The 24,431-nt window shown below is 40.6% G+C and carries 24 protein-coding genes and 1 riboswitch; of the genes, 19 read left to right on the top strand and 5 right to left on the bottom strand.

All coding sequences use genetic code 11. The features are described from left to right. The first annotated feature begins 554 nt into the window (after positions 1–554). Positions 555–1,631, top strand: a complete 1,077-nt coding sequence (locus QYB95_RS15265) for a mechanosensitive ion channel family protein (protein WP_301139231.1) — start codon at positions 555–557, stop codon at positions 1,629–1,631. Positions 1,632–1,692: 61 nt separating this feature from the next. On the opposite strand, the gene QYB95_RS15260 is transcribed toward QYB95_RS15265, so the two are convergent. The 4 genes from QYB95_RS15260 to QYB95_RS15245 all read right to left on the bottom strand — a co-directional run bounded on the left by QYB95_RS15260 (position 1,693) and on the right by QYB95_RS15245 (position 5,180). Then, positions 1,693–2,190 carry a PepSY domain-containing protein gene (locus tag QYB95_RS15260; RefSeq protein ID WP_301139230.1) on the bottom strand — a complete coding sequence of 166 codons (498 nt, stop codon included), beginning with the start codon at positions 2,188–2,190 and terminating at the stop codon, positions 1,693–1,695. 143 nt (positions 2,191–2,333) lie between these two features. Then, positions 2,334–3,101 (bottom strand): PepSY domain-containing protein, encoded by a 768-nt coding sequence (locus QYB95_RS15255; RefSeq protein ID WP_301139229.1) that lies wholly within the window; start codon positions 3,099–3,101, stop codon positions 2,334–2,336. Continuing rightward, a complete protein-coding gene (locus tag QYB95_RS15250) occupies positions 3,098–4,474 on the bottom strand; it encodes a sensor histidine kinase (protein WP_301139228.1) in 1,377 nt (458 codons plus the stop codon). Before QYB95_RS15250 ends, QYB95_RS15255 begins: the two co-directional genes overlap by 4 nt. After that, positions 4,464–5,180, bottom strand: a complete 717-nt coding sequence (locus QYB95_RS15245) for a response regulator transcription factor (protein WP_301139227.1) — start codon at positions 5,178–5,180, stop codon at positions 4,464–4,466. Before QYB95_RS15245 ends, QYB95_RS15250 begins: the two co-directional genes overlap by 11 nt. A 142-nt stretch (positions 5,181–5,322) precedes the next feature. Between QYB95_RS15245 and QYB95_RS15240 the strand changes: the two genes are divergently transcribed. The 14 genes from QYB95_RS15240 (at position 5,323) to purD (ending at position 19,533) form a co-directional block, all read left to right on the top strand. After that, positions 5,323–5,472: a hypothetical protein gene (locus tag QYB95_RS15240; protein WP_301139226.1), complete on the top strand. Its 150-nt coding sequence runs from the start codon at positions 5,323–5,325 to the stop codon at positions 5,470–5,472. Further along, positions 5,447–5,635, top strand: coding sequence for an NETI motif-containing protein (locus tag QYB95_RS15235; RefSeq protein ID WP_301139225.1), 189 nt, complete (start codon positions 5,447–5,449; stop codon positions 5,633–5,635). Before QYB95_RS15240 ends, QYB95_RS15235 begins: the two co-directional genes overlap by 26 nt. 191 nt (positions 5,636–5,826) lie before the next feature. Beyond that, positions 5,827–5,926: riboswitch (purine riboswitch) on the top strand. Between the two features lie 312 nt (positions 5,927–6,238). Continuing rightward, positions 6,239–6,727 carry a 5-(carboxyamino)imidazole ribonucleotide mutase gene (gene purE / locus QYB95_RS15230; protein WP_301139224.1) on the top strand — a complete coding sequence of 163 codons (489 nt, stop codon included), beginning with the start codon at positions 6,239–6,241 and terminating at the stop codon, positions 6,725–6,727. Continuing rightward, positions 6,724–7,848, top strand: a complete 1,125-nt coding sequence (gene purK / locus QYB95_RS15225; protein WP_301139223.1) for a 5-(carboxyamino)imidazole ribonucleotide synthase — start codon at positions 6,724–6,726, stop codon at positions 7,846–7,848. Before purE ends, purK begins: the two co-directional genes overlap by 4 nt. Positions 7,849–7,862: 14 nt before the next feature. Beyond that, complete coding sequence (gene purB / locus QYB95_RS15220) at positions 7,863–9,161, top strand: adenylosuccinate lyase (protein ID WP_301139222.1); 1,299 nt, start codon at positions 7,863–7,865, stop codon at positions 9,159–9,161. Between the two features lie 87 nt (positions 9,162–9,248). Beyond that, a complete protein-coding gene (gene purC, locus QYB95_RS15215) occupies positions 9,249–9,959 on the top strand; it encodes a phosphoribosylaminoimidazolesuccinocarboxamide synthase (RefSeq protein ID WP_301139221.1) in 711 nt (236 codons plus the stop codon). A 2-nt stretch (positions 9,960–9,961) separates the two neighbouring features. Next, positions 9,962–10,210: a phosphoribosylformylglycinamidine synthase subunit PurS gene (purS, locus tag QYB95_RS15210; RefSeq protein ID WP_301139220.1), complete on the top strand. Its 249-nt coding sequence runs from the start codon at positions 9,962–9,964 to the stop codon at positions 10,208–10,210. Between the two features lie 2 nt (positions 10,211–10,212). Beyond that, positions 10,213–10,893 carry a phosphoribosylformylglycinamidine synthase subunit PurQ gene (gene purQ / locus QYB95_RS15205; RefSeq protein WP_301139219.1) on the top strand — a complete coding sequence of 227 codons (681 nt, stop codon included), beginning with the start codon at positions 10,213–10,215 and terminating at the stop codon, positions 10,891–10,893. After that, positions 10,883–13,111, top strand: a complete 2,229-nt coding sequence (gene purL, locus QYB95_RS15200) for a phosphoribosylformylglycinamidine synthase subunit PurL (protein ID WP_301139218.1) — start codon at positions 10,883–10,885, stop codon at positions 13,109–13,111. The genes purQ and purL overlap by 11 nt, the downstream gene beginning before the upstream one ends. Further along, entirely contained in the window at positions 13,087–14,511 is a 1,425-nt protein-coding gene (purF, locus tag QYB95_RS15195) for an amidophosphoribosyltransferase (protein ID WP_301139217.1), read from the top strand. The genes purL and purF overlap by 25 nt, the downstream gene beginning before the upstream one ends. Before the next feature lie 62 nt (positions 14,512–14,573). Next, complete coding sequence (gene purM, locus QYB95_RS15190) at positions 14,574–15,629, top strand: phosphoribosylformylglycinamidine cyclo-ligase (protein ID WP_301139216.1); 1,056 nt, start codon at positions 14,574–14,576, stop codon at positions 15,627–15,629. After that, a complete protein-coding gene (purN, locus tag QYB95_RS15185; RefSeq protein ID WP_301139215.1) occupies positions 15,629–16,213 on the top strand; it encodes a phosphoribosylglycinamide formyltransferase in 585 nt (194 codons plus the stop codon). Before purM ends, purN begins: the two co-directional genes overlap by 1 nt. A gap of 115 nt (positions 16,214–16,328) precedes the next feature. Then, the gene (purH, locus tag QYB95_RS15180; RefSeq protein ID WP_301139214.1) at positions 16,329–17,855 is read left to right on the top strand and encodes a bifunctional phosphoribosylaminoimidazolecarboxamide formyltransferase/IMP cyclohydrolase; all 1,527 of its coding nucleotides are present in this window, start codon (positions 16,329–16,331) and stop codon (positions 17,853–17,855) included. Between the two features lie 421 nt (positions 17,856–18,276). Next, positions 18,277–19,533, top strand: coding sequence for a phosphoribosylamine--glycine ligase (gene purD, locus QYB95_RS15175; protein WP_301139213.1), 1,257 nt, complete (start codon positions 18,277–18,279; stop codon positions 19,531–19,533). A 99-nt stretch (positions 19,534–19,632) separates the two neighbouring features. Here purD and QYB95_RS15170 read toward each other — a convergent pair whose 3' ends face one another. After that, complete coding sequence (locus tag QYB95_RS15170) at positions 19,633–20,121, bottom strand: YgaP-like transmembrane domain (RefSeq protein ID WP_301139212.1); 489 nt, start codon at positions 20,119–20,121, stop codon at positions 19,633–19,635. 200 nt (positions 20,122–20,321) lie between these two features. Between QYB95_RS15170 and QYB95_RS15165 the strand changes: the two genes are divergently transcribed. The 4 genes from QYB95_RS15165 (at position 20,322) to pcrB (ending at position 24,381) form a co-directional block, all read left to right on the top strand. Continuing rightward, on the top strand, positions 20,322–22,052 hold the full coding sequence (locus QYB95_RS15165) for an adenine deaminase C-terminal domain-containing protein (protein WP_301139211.1): 1,731 nt from the start codon (positions 20,322–20,324) through the stop codon (positions 22,050–22,052). Between the two features lie 13 nt (positions 22,053–22,065). Then, on the top strand, positions 22,066–23,106 hold the full coding sequence (locus QYB95_RS15160) for a DUF3048 domain-containing protein (RefSeq protein WP_301139209.1): 1,041 nt from the start codon (positions 22,066–22,068) through the stop codon (positions 23,104–23,106). A gap of 24 nt (positions 23,107–23,130) precedes the next feature. After that, the gene (locus QYB95_RS15155; RefSeq protein WP_036198797.1) at positions 23,131–23,448 is read left to right on the top strand and encodes a YerC/YecD family TrpR-related protein; all 318 of its coding nucleotides are present in this window, start codon (positions 23,131–23,133) and stop codon (positions 23,446–23,448) included. 240 nt (positions 23,449–23,688) lie between these two features. After that, on the top strand, positions 23,689–24,381 hold the full coding sequence (pcrB, locus tag QYB95_RS15150) for a heptaprenylglyceryl phosphate synthase (protein WP_301139205.1): 693 nt from the start codon (positions 23,689–23,691) through the stop codon (positions 24,379–24,381). The last annotated feature ends 50 nt before the right edge of the window (positions 24,382–24,431 follow it).

Below are 24,431 nucleotides of genomic sequence, written 5' to 3'. Positions count from 1 at the left end.
AGAAAAAGCCACCAACCATGCCAGAAACCGAAGGTTGATCGGCGCGGATAAGAAGCAGTAAGAGATACGGAAGAACAAACTCGAGAAGTGGGAGGACCAAGGCTAACAAGGAATCAAGGAGAACGAGGCGCAATGTACTTTGTATATGAGCATCGGCTTGACGCAGAAGACTCTGGTTACGCCGTGTCATTGCGCTTCGTAGACCGGCGTTGATGGTAGATGGGGGCACCTGTGAGAGAAGGAAGAATTCATTGCTACGGTTTACGCATTCTCATGTATCAAATCGGTGTAAAAAAACCTTCATTGCTACGTTTTACCCTCCTTGCTAGTACCACACCCGTCGTAATCCTTTAGCTTCGCTACCGTATGCTTTCTCTCTAGCTTCAGTTCGTCTAATAAACGACTACATTGGGTTTGCACCTGCTCACTCAGAGTAAAAAAAATAACAGGTAGCCCAAATTGTATATAAAGGATTAGGATGGTATCATTATAAAAGTTTGAAATAAAAGGAACAAAATTATTATTTAGTATAACTGAAGATAGGAGCAAGAGAAGTGGATAAATCTATTCGTTGGTTATTTCCGGATTTGATTGAGCCAACTTGGACGGATATTTTGGTTGCTGTGGTTATTGTTATTTTTGGATGGCTGCTTCAACATTACTTATTAAAATATATTATAAAAAAAATAGCAGGTTTCTTTGAAAAGAAATCAAAATTAATGACTGCCAGGATAATCGAACATTTTAGCCGAGAGATTCGCCATGCCATATTTACTGGAATTGTCTACTTTGCCCTGTCATACATGATTGAGGTCTCTTTATTCCAGAATCCGGCAATGCGGAACTTCTTCTATTCATTGATGGTGTTTTACTTCATCAAAGGACTTATGGATGTTTTGGATTATTATGCAAACCATCCCGAGGCATTTCATTTGGATATAAGTAAATCAACCCGATTGACGCCTTTTACACTGCGGGTAATTAATGCCCTACTAGCTATTTTAGCGATTGTATTGATTGCTTCATTATGGCATTTTAACCTGAATGGATTTTTAACGGGGATTGGGCTTACCAGTGTAGCCCTGGCTTTTGGGGTTCGTGATACTTCCTCACACATCTTCGGCGGATTATCGATGGCATTTGATAAGCCATTTAAAGTAGGGGATCTGATCGCTACGGAGGATAATAAAATTGAAGGCGTCATTTTGGATATTAATCTGCGTTCTACTCTGATTGCTACTTCGGATAAAGGGACTGTTTATGTCCCGAACGCCTATCTAATGAACAGGCCGATATATAATACAACAACGAGGGAGAAGCGTAAAATTCAAACCTACTATTATTTATCATCAAAGCATACGGAAGAGGAAATGAGGAATTTATGCAGTGAAATCAATAAACAAATAATATTGCATCCAAATATTTCGAACGAAGAATTAATACTTGTATATATTGATGAATTTCACGCAGACTATTACCGAATGCTCGTAAGCTATTTTATCCCATCAAATGATATACAAGTAAAATATAACGTACAACAAGATATACTATTTGTTATTAAACAGGAAATGAACAAAGCCTCAATTGCAATGGTGCAGCCTGAAATTTTAAACACCAACCAATTGGATTAATTCCTTATATTAGAAAAGGGAGTAAAAACAATAGTGTTTTTACTCCCTTCTTGTTTACTTATTAGTCATCATAACGGTCGTCGTCATCGTCATCATCATAACGATCATCATCGTAGCTGTCGTCGTCATCATCGTCATCATGATCATCATCGTAACGGTCATCATAGTTATCATCTTGATTCTGCTGATTAGTTGATGGGGCTTGAGTTGTTCCATTTGTATTTATGCTATTATTTGTAGAAGTATTTGTATTTATGCTATTATTTGTAGAAGTATTTGTATTAGCATTTCTGTCGTCATCATAATGGTCATCTTTGGTTTTTCTTAATAATTCACCTGTAACTGCGTCGAATTTCAAGTCATACTCAGTTTCTGCAGTAAGCACTTCCACTTCGTAAACTTTTCTTGATCCTTCTGTATCGAAATCAATTTCAGTAATTTTGCCTTTAACTTCAGCCAATGCTTTTTTTTCTATCTCACTTTTTGTTAATACTTTAGAAGTATCAGCAGAACCTACTATGTTTTCTCCGGATACAGCGATGATTCCCCCAATTCCCATAACTCCCAATAATGCAGGTACCAAAATAATCTTTTTCATGTTTTTCTCTCCTTTAACTTATTTGATACCTTTATCATACTGGCGGAAAATTATAAGAAGGGGAGAGAAAGATTAGAAATCCATTAGAATTCCATTAATGTTTTCTAATCATCGTCGTTATCGTCATTGGCATCTTCTTCAGCGTCACTATCATCTTCATCGTCATCATTATCAGACACGGACATCACTTTTCCGGAGATGGCATGTATTTGGAACGTGGCTTCCTGGTTCTCACCGTCTATTTCAACGAGATAATAGCCACCTTCACTGTCGTCCTCATACACTACATATTCCACCGAGCCATTAAGTTGTGAGAGGGCAATTTGCTTTGCTTTCTCACTGGAAATAATTGTGACAGTCTGATGATCATTTGCATTTTGTTGTTTTATATTTTCGGAAAGTATTTCACCAGTAATTGCGTTAACTATAAGGGTTTTTAATGTCTCCTGTTCTGTAAGCTCCACTATATATTGAGGTTCCTCACCAGAATCCTTATAGCTAATAGAATGAACCGTTCCTCTTTGCTGATCCTTTAATAAGATTCGAATTTCATCTTTTGTTTTTACATTGGTCAACGCATCAGGTGATTTATTGCCGACGCTGCTTACTTGCAATATATTGCCGGTCTTTGAATCAACTTGAAAATCATAAGTTAGATGATTTCTTAGTAATGTCATATAGTAAATATCGTTTTTCTCTTCGAAATCTTCGACAGAGCCACCGTACAGGTCAGTAACTAATTTGGAGGCTTCATCGACAGTCAATTGTTCCGTAGTTTCGAACAAACGGTCTTGGATGAGCCAAATGACAAACACGGTAACGGTTATCATCAGTACAACTAAAGAAATCATCCATTTCGTGTAGGTAGTCATTTGCGCTCCTCCTTGTTTCCTTCTATTATGAAAGGAATCAGTAATGTAAAACAAGTTCCTGTACCTAATTCACTTTGAACATTCATCTGAATTTGGAGTTTTTCGGAAAGTTCTTTGGCAATGGCAAGACCTAATCCCGTACCTCCAGTTTTTCTATTGCGATCTTTATTTACGCGATAGAAGCGGTCAAAAAGCTGAGGGATTTGATCTTCTGCAATCCCTTCGCCCAAGTCCTGAATCGCGATGGAAATTGTTTTCTCCTGCTGTGCTGTTGTGATGATGATTTTGTCCTCACTATATTTACGTGCATTATCCAGTATGATAAATAAAAGTTGCTTTAGTTTTTGTTCATCCGATTGAATGAATAGAGATGCAACTCCATGCAGTTCCACTGTCCTGTTATAGGCTTGGCGCATTTGGGATGCTGTACTTTCCAGTAGTAGGGAGATATCAATTTCGCTTATAGAAAGAGAAGCATGCTCTTTATTCTTTGCCAGCTCCAGCATTTGGACGATTAAATCATTCATGCGGACGGATTCATTCACAATTGCTCCCAAGGCTTCTTTAGCTACCTTTTCATTCGTAAAGCCCCTGCGCAATAAAAGCTTTGCATAGCTTTCGATCACCGTCAGAGGGGTTTTAAGTTCATGGGAAGCATTCGATACAAATTGTTCCTGCTTTCTGTAGTTTGTTTCAAGAGCTTCCATCATTCCGTTGAAGGTACGGCCAATTTCTGCAAGCTCATCTTTTCCCCCATCTGCTTTTTCAATCTTTTCGTAGGTGCCAGCTGTTCCGCTTTTCTTCATAGCTAGATTTAAACGCTCCAGCGGCTTCAGGATAATTCGGCTGAGGGCCATATTTGAAATTAGGAGAGGGATAGCTATTATAGCGGTTACAGCGACTAGAATTAACTTTAACAAATCGGCATTTATCGCGACTTCATTTAAACGCTGCAACAGCTGCAATTTTACAACACTGCCATCCGTCCAAATAGCAGGAGTTTCAATCATAATGACAGGAATACCATCTATTTCGCTTCTAGCATAACTCTCGTCTTTCCCTAATTGTAACTGGATATTTTCCAGTTCCAGAGAAGCATGAACAGAGCTGATTGGTTTTCCAGCTTCATTTAGAACACGGACTGCGCCATCCGTTGGCATATAGGTACGCAGTATAATTGTTGGATCGGTTGCTGCTCCATCGGTTAGTTGGCTAAAGGAAGCAAGAAGTTCCTCGCCGCGTGATTTTAACTGCTTATATTCCGTGTTGATAGCAAGCTGCTCATACAACAGATAAACCCCGCTATTCATCAATGCTAATAAAAAAAGCATAAGTAAGGTCGTAAAGAGGTGAATTTTCGTCCTAAGTTTCATGAGCGGACTCCTTAAGTACATAGCCCACGCCTCTTACAGTTTTAATGATAGCCGTAGAGTTTACCAATCCAAGCTTTTGCCGGATATAGCGAATATAAACGTCCACTACATTGGTATCCCCGAAATAATCAAAGCCCCACACAGCCTCCAAAATTTGTTCTCTGGAAAGTACTTGTTTTGGGTGTTTGAGTAAATAAAGAAGCAAGTCATATTCTCGGGGTGTTAAATCCACCGACTTGTCAAAGTAAAGCACTTCACGGGTTTGTTCATGAATCGAAAGCTGTCCATAGCTTAATAGATGAATGTCCTTCTCCTCTGCAGGTTTTTCCGAACTTTTGGGTTTCGCAAAGCGGATGGAATTCCGGATACGTGCCAATAATTCGTCAATTTCAAAGGGTTTTGTTACATAATCGTTGGCACCGAGATTTAAACCCTTTACCTTATCTTCAACTTCACTTTTTGCTGTCAGTAGAATAACGGGAGTAGCTTGTTCTGTGGCGCGGATTCGCTTTAAAACATCCAAGCCATGCATCTCGGGCAGCATTAAATCGAGAAGGATTAAATCGAAGCTTCCTTCCCTGTACTTGATTAAGCCACTTGTCCCTGTATAGGCAATATCTGTTTCATAACCCTCGAATTCCAACTCAAGCTGCAGAACACGGGCAATATTCTCTTCATCTTCGATAATTAATATTTTATTTGTCATTTCATCAACTCACTTTTTTTTCTTCTTATAAAGAATCATACAAAAACTTCATTAGAAATTAATGAGAAAACCCTTCGCTTTGGAAAAAATAATTCGACAAAATATTTGTATTCACCGTTTTTGTAATACTATGATATGGTATATGACAAATCAGGAATTCGCTTTGATTGCTGCTGAAAAAGCTAGAAGAATAAAAACGCTTTATGCGAAAATAATTTTAATGCTTGAACTTGCTAAGAAATTACAAAGATTGAAAGGGATTTTATATGGGAAAAAAACAAATTTGGTTTGAAGTAGAAGAGAATGAAACAATCGAACAATGTCTGGAACGCATGAAAATACAAGGTTACATGCCTATGGGACGAAGGGAAGAGCCTGTATTTCATATGGTAGATGGAGAACCAACGTATTTGCGTCAAAAAATAGAATTCAAAGGTATATTATTGGAAGAATGAATGATTTATGACCAAAAACCGAACATTACCGTTTTCTGAAAATTTATCGTTCGCATTTTATCATTGATTTTCTATTCATGGATTGTTAAAATGTGATTAGGAAATAATTTTTGACTTACAAACATTTACCTTAACCACCTAGATGGCCACTTATGGAACATTACATGAACACGGCCTATTGAGGGGAAGGATTAGTAGATAGTATCATCCCACATATATGCTAGAGGATATGGCTCTAGTGTCTCTACCCGACACCGAAAATGTCGGACTATGCGGGAAAGCAAGCTTTTGACATATAGAAAGGCATGGGTGTATACAATGTTCACTTCATTCTCTTTCAAACTTATGTCCTCAAGTATTCTGCTTTCTTCGCGTAAGAGAGAGTGGATTATTTGAGGATTTTTTAATTGAAATCGGATTTTCATAGATGAGGTTGTCCTAAACAATCTATATGAAGTATCCTGCTGACTCCAGATAAGTCCTATACCAGGATATTTTATATTCAATGTTATATGGAAATATAGATTAAAAATAGTTTGAGTGTTTTGAAGAAAGTAAAGCGTCATCGTTAAAACGGGGGCGAAGATTGAAGGAGAGATTGGTATGAATCCAAAAATCGGTGTCATTATGGGAAGTTCTAGTGACTGGGAAACGATGAAACATGCATGTGATATTCTAGATGAATTACAGGTTCCTTATGAAAAACAAGTGGTTTCGGCACATCGTACACCAGATCTTATGTTTGAATATGCTGAAAATGCACGTTCAAGAGGAATCCAGGTGATTATTGCAGGAGCTGGGGGAGCAGCGCATTTACCGGGAATGGTAGCTGCTAAAACGACTCTGCCTGTAATTGGTGTACCAGTTCAATCTAAAGCATTAAATGGATTGGATTCATTGTTGTCAATTGTACAAATGCCGGGTGGTGTGCCAGTTGCAACTGTTGCCATCGGGAAAGCCGGATCAACGAATGCAGGGCTGCTGGCTGCTCAAATATTATCGATAACAGATCATGAACTAGCAAACACACTTGAAGCTCGTCGCGAAAGCATTAAGGCGCAAGTGCTGGAAAGCTCGGGTGACTTATTATGACAAAAATGATTTTCCCTGGACAGACGATCGGCATCATTGGCGGAGGCCAATTAGGTCGCATGATGGCCCTTTCGGCAAAAGAAGCCGGCTATAAGATTGCTGTTCTTGAGCCATCAATGGATTCTCCTTGTGGGCAGGTTGCAGATATTCGAATTGTTGCCCCGTATGATGACGAGGCGGCTTTAGAGGAATTAGCGGATGTTAGTGACGTCATCACGTTTGAATTTGAAAACATCGACTATGAAGGTTTAAAAAGACTAGCACAAATAGCATATGTTCCGCAGGGGGCCGAATTAGTCCGCATCACGCAAAATCGTGTTACAGAAAAGGCGGCCATTGTCGAAGCTGGTTGTCCTGTAGCACCATACATAGTAGCAGATACTTACGAAGAATTAGTGAATGAAATCGATAAAATTGGCTATCCAAGTATTGTGAAAACCGCACGTGGTGGCTATGATGGTAAAGGTCAACAACAATTAAATTCAAAGGAAGACCTGCCATTGGCAAAAAAACTATTTGAGCATTCTCAATGTGTTGCTGAGGGGTTCGTTCCTTTTGAAAAAGAGATATCTGTCATTGTTCAACGAAATGGACAAGGAGAAACATATTGTCTGCCGGTAGGAGAGAATATCCATGTCCATCACATTTTGCATGAAACAATTGTGCCTGCACGGATTGCTGATGAAACTTATAGAAAAGCTGTTGAAGCTGCCAAAAAAATAGCAGATCACCTGAAGCTTGTAGGAACCCTTGCAGTAGAAATGTTTGTCTTGGAGAATGGTGAAATCATCATCAATGAGCTTGCACCTAGACCGCATAATTCAGGCCATTATTCAATGGAAGCTTGTAATATTTCTCAATTTGGCCAACATATTCGTGCTGTCTGCGGATGGCCGCTTCGCGTGCCGAAACTGATGCAGCCTTCCATTATGGTTAATGTGTTGGGTCAACATGTAGTGCCGTTAAGCAATTCAATTTCTAAGCATGCTGATTGGTCAATCCATCTTTATGGGAAAACTGAGGCAAAAGTGAATCGCAAAATGGGTCATGTAACAATTTTGACAGATAATATTGACGACACACTTTATGAAATCGAGCATTCTGGCATCTGGTCGGAATAAAAGGAGAAGAAAACATGATCGAACGTTATACACGTCCGGAAATGGGCGCAATTTGGACAGAAGAAAACAAATTCAAAGCTTGGTTGGAAGTGGAAATTTTAGCTTGCGAAGCATGGGCCGAGCTTGGTGAAATTCCGAAAGAAGACGTGGCATTACTTCGTCAAAACGCTTCATTTGATATCAATCGCATCTATGAAATCGAGCAGGAAACTCGCCACGATGTAGTAGCATTTACTCGTGCCGTTTCCGAAACTTGTGGGGAAGAACGCAAATGGGTTCACTATGGTTTAACTTCAACAGATGTAGTAGATACAGCGTTATCTTATTTAATCAAGCAAGCGAACGTAATTTTGCGTAAGGATATCGTGAACTTCATCGACATCCTGACTGAAAAAGCAAAAGAATATAAATACACAGTTATGATGGGACGTACACATGGGGTCCATGCCGAGCCGACTACATTTGGTTTGAAACTTGCTCTATGGCGTGAAGAAATGAAACGTAACCTTGAGCGTTTTGACACGGCTGCCAAAGTGATCGAGACTGGCAAAATGTCCGGCGCTGTTGGAACTTATGCCAACATCGACCCATTCGTTGAACAATATGTTTGCGAGAAATTAGGCCTGCAAGCTGCACCAATTTCAACACAGACGTTACAACGTGATCGTCATGCACAATACTTCTCGACTTTGGCTTTAATTGCAACGTCTATCGAAAAATTTGCAACAGAAGTACGCGGTCTCCAAAAATCAGAAACGCGTGAAGTGGAAGAAGCATTTGCAAAAGGACAAAAAGGTTCATCTGCAATGCCTCATAAACGCAACCCAATCGGTTCTGAAAACATGACAGGTATTGCGCGTTTATTGCGCGGATATATGGTAACAGCTTATGAAAATGTATCGTTATGGCATGAGCGTGATATCTCACATTCATCTGCGGAACGCGTAATCATCCCGGATGCAACAATCGGCTTAAACTATATGCTGAACCGTTTCGGCAATATCGTGAAAAACTTGACTGTTTTCCCTGAGAACATGAAACGCAACATGGATCGTACATTTGGTTTAATTTATTCTCAACGTATCCTTCTGGCATTAATCGAAAAAGGATTGGTGCGTGAGGAAGCTTATGATACAGTTCAGCCATTGACTGCTATTGCATGGGATGAACAAAAACAATTCCGACCATTAGTAGAAGGCAATGAAAAAATTACATCACTGCTATCAAAAGAAGAAATTGATGACTGCTTCGACTATAACTACCACATTAAAAATGTGGATATGATTTTCGAACGTCTTGGTTTAAACAATTAATCGATTCTCGCTAGTAACAATTTGATAAATATCATTCATCTTCCACAGCTGTGGGAGATGAATGAAAAATAATTGGAGGCACGCGTCATGGATAAAGGTCAGCTTTTGTATGAAGGAAAAGCAAAACGTTTATATCAAACTGAACAAGAAGACATTTTGTTCGTAGAATATAAAAATAGTGCTACTGCATTTAATGGTGAAAAGAAAGCAGAAATTGATGGAAAAGGTATACTAAACAACCGCATTACAACAGTAATTTTCGAAAAATTAAAAAAGCAAGGTATTGACTCCCATTTTGTGGAACGCATCTCCGAGAATGAACAGCTTGTTCGTAAAGTAGAGATTATTCCAATTGAGGTAGTGGTTCGCAATATCGCAGCGGGCAGTCTTGCGAAACGACTTGGGTATGAAGAAGGAACACCGTTAAACCGTACGATTGTAGAGTTTTACTATAAAGACGACGACTTGGGCGATCCAATTATAAATAACGATCATATCGATATTTTGGGGATTGCTACGAAGGAAGAAGTCGAAACTCTATATAAACTAGGTTTAAAGGTTAATAGTGTTCTTCAACCAATCTTTGAAGAAGTCGGCGTTATTTTAGTAGACTTTAAACTTGAATTTGGCCGTGATAAAGATGGAAATGTGTTGCTGGCAGATGAAATCTCACCAGATACTTGCCGTCTTTGGGATGCAGAAACAAAACAAAAGCTTGATAAAGACGTATTCCGTCGTGATTTAGGTAGTTTAACAGATGTATATGAAATTATTCTTGCTAGACTTGGAGGAAAATAGAAATGACTAAAGTTAAAATTTACGTTACATTACGCGAAAGTGTGCTTGATCCACAAGGTTCAGCTGTACAAGGTTCATTAGCGAAAATGGGTTACAACGAAGTACAGGACATCCGTATCGGAAAATACTTGGAGGTTGTTGTTGGAGATACAGAACGCGATCTTGATTCATTAGTAAAAGAAATGTGTGAAAAGCTTCTTGCAAACACAGTTATTGAAGATTACCGCTATGAAGTCGAGGAGGCAAACTAATCATGAAATTCGCAGTACTCGTTTTCCCTGGGTCAAACTGTGACATCGATATGTATCATGCGATTAAAGATGAGCTAGGTGAAGAAGTAGAATACGTTTGGCATGACGCTACAGATCTAAGTGAATTTGATGGTGTCTTGGTACCAGGTGGTTTCTCTTACGGCGACTATCTACGTTGTGGTGCAATGGCTAACCAATCAAATGTTATGGCGGAAGTGAAAAAGTTCGCAGAAGCCGGTAAACCAGTGCTTGGTGTATGTAACGGGTTCCAGATTTTAACTGAAGCAGGCTTGCTTCCAGGAGCTCTACTTCGAAACCAAAACTTGAAATTCATGTGTCGTACAGTTGGCCTAAAAGTAGAAAACAACGATACATTATTTACTAATCAATATGAAGCTGGCCAAATCATCAATCTTCCAATTGCACATGGAGAAGGAAATTACTTCTGTGACGATGAAACGCTGGCAGAACTAAAAGCAAACAATCGAATTGTCTTTACATATTCAGGTGAAAATCCAAACGGCAGTCTTGAAGATATCGCCGGAATCATGAATGAACGCGGAAATGTACTTGGAATGATGCCTCACCCGGAGCGTGCGGTGGAAGCATTACTAGGTAGTGACGATGGTCTGAAAATATTTAAATCTATTGTAAAAATGTGGAGGGAATCACATGTCAGCTAGTTTAGAACCAACACAAGAGCAAATCAAGGAACAAAAGCTATATGCTTCTATGGGAATGTCGGATGAAGAATTTGCGATGGTGGAGAACATCTTGGGACGAGTTCCAAACTGGACTGAAACGGGTCTATTTTCTGTTATGTGGTCTGAACATTGCTCTTACAAAAATTCAAAACCAGTATTGCGCAAGTTCCCGACAAAAGGTCCGCAAGTGCTGCAAGGTCCTGGTGAGGGAGCGGGGATTGTTGATATCGGTGATGAACAAGCGGTAGTTTTCAAAATGGAATCACATAACCACCCTTCCGCAATCGAGCCTTATCAAGGGGCAGCAACTGGTGTAGGCGGCATTATCCGCGACGTTTTCTCGATGGGTGCCCGTCCGATTGCCATGTTAAACTCATTACGCTTTGGCGAATTACAATCTAAGCGCGGCAAATATCTATTTGAAGAAGTGGTTGCAGGGATTGCTGGTTACGGAAACTGTATCGGTATTCCAACAGTAGGCGGCGAAATTCAATTTGATCCTTGCTACGAAGGAAACCCACTTGTTAACGCTATGTGTGTAGGGTTAATCGACCATAAAGATATTCAGCGCGGGATTGCAGCTGGTGTAGGCAATACAGTGATGTACGTTGGTGCCAAAACTGGCCGTGATGGTATTCATGGAGCGACATTTGCATCGGAGGAACTTTCAGAAGCTTCTGAAGAAAAGCGTCCTGCCGTTCAAGTTGGGGATCCATTCATGGAAAAACTATTGCTTGAAGCATGCCTGGAGGTTGTAAAATCAGATGCGCTTGTAGGAATACAGGATATGGGTGCGGCAGGCCTTACTTCATCATCTGCGGAAATGGCTTCGAAAGCCGGCTCTGGCGTGGAAATGAACCTGGACCTAGTACCTCAACGTGAAACAGGAATGACAGCTTATGAAATGATGCTATCCGAATCGCAGGAACGTATGCTGCTTGTTGTGAAAAAGGGCCGCGAAGATGAAATTAAAACAATCTTTGATAAATATGGCCTTGACGCTGTGGCAATCGGCCGCGTTACGGATGACAAGATGCTTCGCCTCGTACATAAAGGGGAAGTCGTTGCAGAAGTTCCAGCTGATGCACTTGCAGAAGATGCACCAGTTTACCATAAGCCTTCAAAAGAACCTGCATACTTCGCAGAGTTCCAGGCAATCGAAAACAGTGAACCGGAAATAGAAGACTATAAAGAAACTTTACTAGGTCTGCTTAAAGCACCAACTGTTGCTTCAAAAGAATGGGTTTATGATCAATATGACTACCAAGTGCGTACGAATACAATTGTTGCACCTGGTTCAGATGCGGCTGTATTGCGCGTACGCGGGACAAATAAAGGTCTTGCTATGACAACTGACTGTAACTCTCGTTATATTTTCCTAGATCCTGAAATGGGCGGGAAAATTGCGGTGGCCGAAGCAGCTCGCAATATCGTTGCTTCCGGTGGTAGACCACTTGCCATTACAGACTGCTTAAACTTCGGGAATCCGGAAAAACCGGAAATCTTCTGGCAAATCGAAAAATCGGCTGACGGTATTTCAGCAGCATGTACAGCACTAAATGCACCGGTCATCGGTGGGAATGTTTCACTTTATAACGAACGTTCCGGAGAAGCAGTGTACCCGACACCAACAATCGGTATGGTTGGTTTAGTAGAGGATCTATCCCATGTTACTACTCAGCAAGTAAAAGCTGCTGGTGATGTTGTGTACCTGGTAGGTGAAACAGCTACTGAATTCGGTGGTTCTGAACTGCAAAAGCTTATTTTCGGTAAGATCTTCGGTAAGGCACCTCACATCGATTTAGAGGTAGAAGCAAGCCGTCAAGAAGCTATTTTAACTGCAATCCGTGAAGGTTTATTACAATCTGCACATGACGTTTCAGAAGGCGGTGTCGCAGTTGCTCTAGCTGAAAAAACTTTCGGAGCAAAAGACCTGGGTGTTCACGTAACATTGGAAGGCTCTGCTGTAACAGCTTTATTCAGTGAATCTCAATCACGTTTCATTGTAACGGTGAAAGAGGAAAATGCAGCTGCATTTGAAAAGGTTATTCCAGAAGCGAAGAAAATCGGTATCGTAACAGATGATGCGCTAATTTCAATTAACGGTGATGCTGGCGTTCTATTAGAAGGTACAGTGGAGGAATTCCGTTCTGCTTGGAAAGGAGCAATCCCATGCTTGGTGAAATCAGAGGCTTAAACGAAGAATGTGGTGTGTTCGGTATTTGGGGACATCCAGATGCTGCGCAACTAAGCTATTATGGTCTACATGCGCTTCAGCACCGTGGCCAAGAAGGAGCTGGGATCGTCGTAACAGACGGTCAAGCTCTTCGTGCGGTAAAGGGTGAAGGTTTAGTAAATGATGTATTTAATGAAAGCAACCTAGGCACAGCCAAAGGTTACGGAGCAATTGCACATGCAAGGTACACGACTGCAGGCGGCGGCGGGATAGAAAATGTACAGCCATTACTATTCCGCTCTTCAACTGGTACATTAGCGATTGCGCATAATGGGAACCTGGTAAATGCGAATCATTTAAAACAACATTTAGAGCGTTCAGGGAGCATTTTCCAATCCACATCGGACACGGAAGTAGTGGTTCACTTAATTAAAAAAAGTAAAAAGCCGGGCTTCCGTGCGCAAGTAAAAGAATCCCTTTCTCTATTGAAAGGTGCCTTTTCTTTCTTGATCATTACAAAAGAAGGAATGATGGTGGCTCGTGATCGTAACGGATTACGTCCATTATCTCTTGGTAGATTAGGAGATGCCTATGTTGTTGCATCGGAAACTTGTGCATTTGATTTAATCGGTGCAGAGTTTATTCGTGAAGTAGAACCAGGTGAGTTATTGGTCATTACAGATGGTGGTATTGAAGAAGATCGTTTCGTTGAAATGGAAAAGCGTGCAATGTGTGCCATGGAGTATGTTTACTTTGCCCGTCCTGATTCCAACATCGACGAAATTAACATTCATGCGGCACGTAAACGTATGGGAAAACAGTTGGCAAAAGAGTGTTTTGGAATCGAAGCCGACGTAGTAACGGGTGTTCCGGATTCCTCGATTTCGGCGGCAATTGGCTTTGCTGAAGAAAGCGGCATCCCATATGAGCTTGGTTTAATAAAAAATCGCTATACAGGTCGTACGTTTATTCAGCCAACACAAGAATTGCGTGAACGTGGCGTGAAAATGAAGCTATCGCCGGTTGTGCAAGTGGTAAAAGGCAAACGTGTCGTAATGGTGGATGATTCCATTGTACGCGGTACGACTTCACGCAGAATTGTTAATATGCTAAAAGAAGCTGGGGCAACTGAAGTGCATGTTGTCATTTCATCGCCGCCAATGAAAAATCCTTGTTTCTATGGCATTGATACGTCCACAAGTGAAGAACTTATTGCATCTAGCAAAAGTGTGGAAGAAATTCGTGAGGCAATAGGAGCGGATACGCTGACATTCCTTTCTGCCGACGGACTTGTAGAAGCTACTGCCCGTGCATTTGACGATGAAACACGCGGACTTTGCATGGCTTGTTTTACAGGCGATTATCCAACAGAAATATTTCCGGATACAGTTTTACCGCATGTGAAGGAACTGCAGCATTGAAGCTTTGGGAATAACGTATTACGCAAAAAAGCGAACGGATTAAGAGGAGGATTCAAAAAGTCATGTCAAAAGCATATGAACAAGCAGGCGTTAATATTGAAGCTGGCTACGAAGCAGTAAACCGAATGAAATCCCACGTTGAGCGTACAAACCGTCTAGGTGTCATGGGAACGTTTGGCGGCTTCGGAGGCATGTTTGACTTGTCCTCTTTAAACTTAAAAGAACCGGTACTTATTTCAGGTACTGATGGTGTTGGGACAAAATTAAAGCTGGCGTTTATGGTCGACAAACACGATACGATCGGCGTGGATTGTGTCGCAATGTGTGTCAATGATATCGTTGCTCAGGGTGCAGAGCCCTTATATTTCTTGGATTATGTTGCCGTTGGGAAGGCAGAACCTGAGAAAATCGAACAAATCGTAAAAGGTGTGGCGGATGGATGTGTACAAGCCGGCAGTGCTCTTATTGGTGGCGAAACTGCTGAAATGCCAGGACTTTATGAAGAAGATGAATACGATTTAGCTGGTTTTGCAGTGGGTGCTTGTGAAAAAGCAAATGTTGTCACAGGGGAAAAAATTGCTGAAGGTGACGTACTGATTGGTTTAGCGTCAAGCGGCGTGCATTCCAACGGCTATTCTCTAGTTCGAAAAATTGTTTTTGCGGATAATGGCTTTGCAGTGGATGAGGTTGTCGAAGGTTACGAAGATCTTGGGCCTATCGGGAAAGCTTTACTGGTACCGACAAAAATTTACGCAAAACCCGTATTGGAAATCTTGAAACAAACAGAACTTCATGGTATGGCTCATGTGACAGGCGGCGGTTTCTATGAAAATCTTCCACGTATGATGCCGGAAGGATTAGCAACCGAAATCGACTTAGGATCATGGCCGGTATTGCGTGTATTTGAATTTTTAAAAGACAAAGGCGCTTTGGCTGATAAAGATTTATACAACGTATTTAATATGGGAATTGGGTTTGTCCTTTCTGTACCGGCTTCAGAGGCGGAAAAAGTTATTGGCATTGCCGAAGAAAACGGTGAGAAAGCATACAAAATCGGGCGTGTCGTTAAAGGAGAAGGTGTCTTATTTAACGGGCAACATGATGGGAGCTTGAAATAATGACAACCAAAATTGCAGTTTTTGCTTCTGGAAGCGGAAGTAATTTTCAGGCAATCCAACAAGCGATTGAAGATGGAAAACTGGATGCTCGAATTGAAATCGTTGTAACTGATAAGCCAGATGCTTATGTTGTAAAACGGGCAGGAAATTTTAATATCGCGGTATTTTCATTTGTTGCCAAACAGTATGCTTCTAAAGCAGATTATGAGCAGGAGATCATTGATACTTTGAAAGAGCATGAAGTAGACTGGATAATTCTTGCTGGATACATGCGTTTAATTGGCAGCACCTTGTTGTCTGCCTTTTCGAACCGAATCGTGAATATTCATCCATCCTTACTGCCTTCTTTTCCAGGCAAGGATGCGATTGGCCAAGCAATGGAGCATGGTGTGAAGGTTACCGGGGTAACAGTTCATTTTGTAGATGAAGGGATGGACACAGGTCCGATCCTTAGCCAGGCAGCAGTAGAAGTAGTTGATGGGGATCGCTCGGCTACGGAAGCCCGAATTCATGCGGTTGAACATGAGCTCTATACAAGTACATTGCAGAAGCTGTTTAAAAATGAAATTAAACTGGTTCATTGATTTAAAATGAAGTGTTTAGTCAAGTTGTTCATTTCGAGTCGAGCATCATATGAAACTTTTTGATGCTCCCGAAAGGCAATACATAAATTTATTTACATAATTGGAGGTCTTTTTCGTGACGAAACGTGCACTTATTAGTGTTTCTAATAAAGAGGGTATTTTGGAATTTGCAAAAGAATTGGCAGCAATGGATTACGAGATTTTATCAACCGGTGGTACGAAAAAAATGCTGCAAGAGAACAATGTACCCGTAACAGCAGTTGATGAGGTTACAAAGTTTCCTGAAATTCTTGATGGCCGAGTGAAAACATTGAATCCATTCATTCATGGAGGTCTATTGGGCAAATTTGACGATCCTTCCCACCAAGCACAGATGAATGAACATGGTATCGACCCGATTGAAATTGTTTGTGTAAATCTGTATCCGTTTGTAGAAACAATTTCAAAACCAAATTGTACTTGGGAAGATGCAATTGAAAATATCGATATCGGCGGTCCAACAATGTTGCGTTCCGCAGCGAAAAACCATCAATATGTAACAGTAATTGTAGACTCCAATGACTACGCAAAGGTTCTTGAAGAATTACAGGCTCATGGAACAACAACTCTTGAAACACGCAAACGTCTTGCTGCAAAAGTTTTCCGTCATACAGCAGCATATGATTCATACATCTCAAACTACTTAACAGAAGAAGAGTTCCCTGAAAATTTAACAATGACATATGAATTAAAACAAACATTGCGTTACGGTGAAAACCCTCATCAAAAAGCCGCTTTCTACCAAAAACGCCTAGGTTCGGATTTTTCATTAGCTTATGCCACTCAATTGCATGGTAAAGAGTTATCTTATAATAATATTCAGGATGGAAATGCAGCACTGCAAATTGTAAAAGAATTTGACATTCCGGCTGCCGTTGCAGTGAAGCACATGAATCCATGTGGAGTAGGTACAGGTACTACTATCGAAGAAGCATTCGATAAAGCATACGAAGCAGATTCAACTTCTATTTTCGGTGGAATTATTGCCTTAAACCGCGAAGTGGATGTGGCAACAGCTGAAAAATTAAGTGGCATCTTCTTGGAAATTATTATTGCACCATCATTTACTGAAGAAGCATTAGCCATCTTGACACAAAAGAAAAATATCCGATTAATGACAATCAACTTTGCGCAAGAGAACCAAGATAAATTAAAAGTCGTTTCTGTAGAAGGTGGCCTGTTAGTACAAGAAGAGGATGCTTTTGGATTTGCGGAGGCAGACGTGAAGGTGGTAACAGATCGAGAGCCTACTGACGAAGAGTGGGCAGCCTTAAAATTAGGCTGGGCAGTAGTGAAACATGTAAAATCTAATGCGATTGTAGTGTCAGATGCACAAATGACATTAGGTGTTGGTGCCGGTCAAATGAACCGTGTCGGCTCGGCAAAAATTGCACTGGAACAAGCTGGTGTGAAAGCAAAAGGTGCGGCTTTAGCATCGGATGCATTCTTCCCTATGAGCGACACTGTGGAAACTGCAGCAGCAGCTGGTATTACAGCAATCATCCAACCAGGTGGTTCCATTAAAGATCAAGATTCCATCGACAAAGCAAATGAATATGGAATTGCTATGGTATTTACAGGCGTACGTCATTTTAAACACTAATCTTGAATACAGTATGAAGTGGTTTTAAAACGCTCGGTAATGAGCCGGGCGTTTTTTTCAGGGTTTATGGGTTCGGATACTTATGTGTGTCGCAAGTAAACGAGTGTAACGCGCAAGTAAAGGGCGAAAAAACGAAAGTAAACGTGTGAAATTCGCAAGTAAACAAGCAAGCCGCAAGTAAATTAGTGTAACGCGCAACTAAAGTGGGAAAAGTCGCAAGTAAACTAGTGAAATACGCAAGTAACCAAGTGATAACCGCTCGGGGCAGGTACAATTCGCCTCGTAAGGAGAATAAAACCGCTCGTAAAAGGAGATTACCGGTCCTAAACGGCAAGAACTCGCTCGTAATGATTCATAACCGCCCGTAACCAACCGAACTTAAAAGTGATTCTTAACAATAAAAATATAGGAGGCATTTCACATGAACATTCTAGTAATAGGTAGTGGTGGACGTGAACATGCTATTGCAAAGAAATTTAATGATTCCCCTTCTGTAAACAAGGTATTTGTAGCACCCGGCAATGATGGGATGAGGCAGGATGCGGAAATCGTTCCTTTGGATGCAATGGATTTTGCAGGACTTGCTCAATTTGCAAAGGAAAATGAAGTTGATTTAACTTTTGTTGGACCTGAACAACCTCTGGCTGGCGGAGTTGTTGACTTTTTCCAAGCAAGAGGACTGCGGATTTTTGGGCCAATCCAAGCGGCTGCAAAAATTGAAGGCAGTAAATCGTATGCAAAAGAAATAATGAAGAAGTATAGTATCCCAACTGCTGCCTACGAAACGTTTACGGATGCATCTAAGGCGATTGCATATGTTGAACAACAAGGTGCACCGATCGTAGTGAAAGCAGATGGATTGGCGGCAGGTAAGGGAGTAATTGTTGCTATGACGGAACAGGAGGCGATCGAGGCAATCAATGATATGATTGGCAATCAACGCTTCGGGGAATCCTCTTCTCGTGTCGTAATCGAAGAGTTTTTGGACGGTGAAGAATTCTCCTTTATGTCTTTCGTTCATAAGGGGCAAATTTATCCGATGGTCATTGCACAGGATCATAAGCGTGCATACGATGGCGATAAAGGACCGAATACAGGGGGAATGGGTGCTTACTCTCCAGTACCGCAAATTCCACAAGAATATATTTCAAGAGCATATATTGAAATTGTCGAACCGACAGTTAAAGCAATGGAGGAAGAAGGCGTTTCATTCACGGGAATCCTATATGCGGGACTGATTTTAACAAAGCAGGGACCGAAAGTTATCGAATTTAATGCGCGTTTCGGAGATCCTGAAACACAAGTGGTGCTGCCGAGAATGGCATCGGACTTTGGATTGTTCATGAAAGCATTAATGGAAGAGGAATATTTCGACCTTCAATGGTCCGACGAAGCCATGTTAGGTGTTGTGATTGCCGCGGAAGGTTATCCAGGAGATGTAGAAAAAGGAAACCCGCTCCCAGATTTAAATGTCTTAACGGAAAACTACCATGTATACCATGCAGGCACAAAGCTTGCTGATGATCGATTTGTTGGGAATGGGGGTCGTGTTCTTTTGGTTGCCGCTAAAGCCGGTACATTAAAAGAAGCTCAAGAAGAGGTTTATGCAGGCATTGAACAGCAGCAATGGGATAAATTTTTCTATCGCAAAGATATTGGCTGGAGAACTTTCCAATAATAAAATGGCAAGAGGCAAACCACCTCTTGCCTAATTTATTTTATCGAACTAAAAACTCACATCTGTAGCAATTAGTCCGTAATTTTGAAATAAAGATGATTAGCTTTGTTTGCCTGAATTCGAACCGGCAGCAGTTTTCACGGCTTGTGTTGCTGCGTTTTTCAATGAATCGTTTTGTGTTGCATTCGAAACGATTTGCCCGACTTCTGAGGCAGCTTTTTCAACAGTACCACCGCTGGTATTTGATGAGTTGTTGCCGGAATAACCCGAACCTGAAGTATTGGAGTTCGTTCCACTACCCCATTTGTCATTATAGAACTCATTATAGGCGCCCATAATGCCATCGCCATCTAAGTATTCATCAAAAGTAGTTGCCACGGCTTGTTTTACATTGGAATTAATTAGTGCTTTGGTAGGGCAGTAAAGAAAAATTCCTTCTGCCACTTTCATGGCACCTGCCGCAACGAAAAGAGCACCTAATCCACGGTTGCCTGATTCCTTCGCCAAATGAGCAATACCGCATGCTGTCAGGCCTGTACCAAGAGCTAAACGGACAAAACCACTTTTTTCTGAAATGTTCTCTTCCATGTAAACTCCTCCTTGTCAAAGTAAAATTAACACCAAATAAATGTCTTTTCTTTAAAAAATTGCTGTGTTACGATAAAATCACTATATTTTTTCTAAATACTCAATAAATAATTGAACAATTTTTGAGCAAAGTTAGTATGTGCGTATAAAAACCGATTAACCAAAATAAATTTTATAAGTAATAGAAAGGAGTGTTAATAATGCCAGAGACTACCTGGAAGATTCATGAAATTCGAAAACAAGTAGCTGTAATCGACGGGAAACTAGCACCATCAATGGTTTTAAAGAATGCTCGCTTTCTACATAGTGTGCTGAAAAAATGGCTAGTAGGGAATATATGGATACTAGGGGATCGAATTGTTTATGTCGGACATGAGATGCCTGCCAATCTTGCTGGTACGGAAGTCCTTAATTTAGAAAATAAAGTAGTGGTACCGGGGTACATCGAGCCGCATGTTCATCCAACCCAATTATATAATCCCCATTCATTTGCGGATTATGCTGCTCAAACAGGAACGACTACTTTCATAGCAGATAACATGACACTTGCCCTATCACTATCAAAACAGAAAGCGTTTACATTTATGGACAAACTGAAAAAATTGCCGGTTTCATTTTACTGGTGGGCACGGTTTGATTCACAATCAGAGCTTCAAAACGAAGATGAGATATTTAACAATAAATCTATTTTGGAGTGGCTAAGCCGGGATGATGTACTTCTTGGCGGAGAGCTGACAGGATGGCCGCGTTTAATCCATGGAGATGATCTGATGCTGCATTGGATGCAGGCAGCAAAACTTAAAGGGAAAAAAGTTGAAGGCCACTTCCCGGGAGCATCCGAAAAAACGATTGCCCGCATGAAGCTTTTTGGGGCAGATAGTGATCATGAAGCCATGACCGTAGAGGAAGTGGAAAGAAGGATACTGCATGGTTTGGATGTAACATTGCGGCATTCTTCCATTCGTCCAGATTTACCGCAGTTATTACAAGGCATCTTGGAGAAGAAGCTGGACATTTTTGATCATTTAATGATGACAACGGACGGCTCAACTCCGGCTTTCCATGAAGATGGAGTGATGGACAAATGTATACGCATCGCTTTAGAAGAGGGTGTTTCTCCAATAGATGCGTATAATATGGCCTCATACAATATTGCACGCTATTATGATAAATCCCACTTACACGGATTAATTGCCACTGGGCGTTTTGCTACCTTAAATATTCTGAAAAATGAATTGACACCCAATCCGGAATCTGTTTTATCTAAAGGGATTTGGTTAAAGCGGGATAATGAAAAAGTAAATGCTCTTCCAAAAATCGATTGGAATCCATTCAATGACTTAATCATTCCTTTCGACTTAACTGATGATGACTTCCAATTTTCTATGCCGATTGGAATCCATTTAACAAACGAGGTCATTACAAAACCTTTTTCTATTAATCTTCAATTTAGTAAAAAAGAACTTCCACTTGGAAAAGATGAAAGCTATTTGATGCTGATCGATCGAAAAGGGAAATGGCGTGTTAACACAGTGCTTAAAGGATTTGATACGCATGTAAAAGGATTTGCTTCCTCTTATTCCAATACTGGAGAAATAATTTTAATAGGAAAAAGCATAGAAGATATGAAGTTTGCATTTAATGAGTTAAAGAGATTAAATGGTGGAATTGTTCTAGCAGAAAATAAAGAAGTAGTTGCGTCTATCCCTCTGAAGATTAATGGAAAACTATTTGATGGGGATGTTGAACAATTGATTGAGTATGAAGGGCTTCTAACATCCGCTTTAAAGGAAAGAGGATATAGCCACACAGATGCGATCTATACTTTATTCTTTTTACAATCCACGCATTTACCTTATATTCGCATCACGCCCCAAGGTATATATGATGTCATGAAAAAGAAGGTGATGTTGCCTGCCGTGATGCGCTAAAGGAGCGAATTCTATGCGTAAACTTCAATTTCTTGCAGTATTAGCCTGTGTTTCTTTAATAGTTGGATGCGGTGGCAATGAGGAGCCCGCAGATGATAACAATCAGTCAACAGAAGAAGTAATAGAAGTAACAGGGGATGTCTCGTCACCATCCGTCACACCATTTACAGGGGAGCGTATTGCAAGAGAGATGACGCAGCGTCCGATTTTGGCGACGATCAATAACTATCCGGATGCTCGTCCACAAACAGGAATAGCATCTGCCGACGTGATCTACGAAATGTTGGCAGAAGGAGATGTTACAAGATTTCTGGCATTATTTCAATCCGAAATTCCGGAAAATATAGGACCCATCCGTAGTGCCCGGGATTACTTTATTGAAATTGCAGCGGGACTTGATGCATTTTACATTGCCCATGGCTACAGCCCCGAAGCACAGCAGCTCTTGGAAAGTGGCATAGTTAATCATGTGAACGGTATGCAATACGATGGAAGCTTATTCAAGCGTTCACCGGACCGCGTGGCACCCCATAATTCCTATTTTCCAGGTGAAAATATCGAAGCAGCCGCCGAGAAAGTGAGCACTTCACTTCTTTATCAGAAAAAAGTGTCGTATACTTTTTATAAAGAAGATGAAAGTGTTAAAATAGGAACTGAGGCTGAATCTGTGGCTATTACATATAGCCATAATGACTTATTCAATAGTTTATATACCTATGATAGAGATCGCAACACATATACACGACAATCAGGGAATGTCTTGACAATAGATGAATTGACGAATGAACCATTGGCACTTTCGAATGTCTTATTCTTTGAAATGAGTCATTCGGTTATTGATAGTGAAGGACGTCGAGAAATTGATTTAACTTCCGGCGGCACGGCTTTCGTATTCCAGCAGGGGATAATGCGGGAGGTGCGTTGGGAGAATATCGGAGGCGTATTAAAAGCGGTAGAAGATGACGGCAGTGAAGTGAAATTAGTCCCCGGAAAAACCTGGGTGCACTTTGTCCCTTCAGATCCAGGGATGGAGACAACCGTAAAATATTCGTAGCAAATGTGAAAGGATGAATAATACATGCAGATCGAGAAAATTCGTGGGCATCAGACCGACCAATTATTTAAAGCAGTATTAGAATTAAAAGATTTGGAAGAATGCTATAAGTTTTTTGATGACTTATGTACAATCAGTGAAATTCAGTCATTGGCACAACGTTTTGAAGTTGCGCATTTATTGCGTTTAAAGAAAACATATGAATCAATCAAAAAGGAAACGGGTGCATCGACTGCAACGATTTCCCGCGTACGACGCTGTTTCGATTACGGCAATGACACATATGATGAAATGTTGGGCCGTCTTTATCCAGACGAAAAACCGTTTCAGGCATCAAAATAATAATAAGCAATCTACAACAAAATAGGCTGTTTAGTTGGTCGAACGAACAAGACTTGCTAAACGGCTTTTTATTTTTTTCTTCTACAATGATTGGCCTTTTTAAAAGATCAAATGGCCTTTATAAAATAGATTTAGAAGAATGAAAACTTTTTCGCTTTAGTTTAGTTTACGTTATACTTGTAAACGAATATAGATACTTAAATACAAGAAATATTAGCACTGATAGGTGGGAAGCAACGAATGGATTTTAGAGATTGGCGGCATGTGTTCAAAATTGACCCGGCAAAAGAAATTTCAGAGGAAGCATTGGAAAAGGTATGTGAATCTGGTACAGATGTCATTCTGGTTGGCGGAACAGATGATGTAACGATAGATAATGTAATAGACATTTTACTTCGTGTTAGACGTTTTTCAGTGCCGGTAGCATTGGAAATCTCCAATATAGAGGCAATATTGGCAGGATTTGATTACTACTTTATTCCAAGTGTTTTAAACAGCCGTAATACTAAATGGGTAAAGGATCTGCACCATGAAGCAATCAAAGAATATGGTGATATCTTAGTTTGGGACGAGTTGGTGGCAGAAGGTTACTGTGTGTTAAACCCGGAATGTAAGGTGGCACAGGTAACGGATGCGAAAACAGATTTAGCGAAGGACGATGTAATTGCTTACGCACGCTTAGCTGAAAACTATTTTAAATTGCCGATTTTCTATCTTGAATATAGCGGTGCCTATGGCGACACAGAGATTGTTGCTTCTGTCAAAGACGTTTTAAGCGAGACACGCCTTTTCTATGGTGGAGGCATTACTACTCCTGAACAAGCCGCTGAAATGGCTCGTCTGGCCGATACTGTTATTGTAGGAAACATTATTTATGATGATTTGAAACAAGCATTAAAAACAGTCGAGGCTGTTAAAACACTTGAATATTGATTTCACAAGTTCAGAAAAGTTCGTTATAATTAAATCAGAACAAACGTTTG

It is taken from the genome of Ureibacillus aquaedulcis, assembly GCF_030418165.1.
GTDB classification, from domain to species: domain Bacteria; phylum Bacillota; class Bacilli; order Bacillales_A; family Planococcaceae; genus Ureibacillus; species Ureibacillus aquaedulcis.
This window is presented reverse-complemented; position numbering and strand designations above follow the sequence as displayed.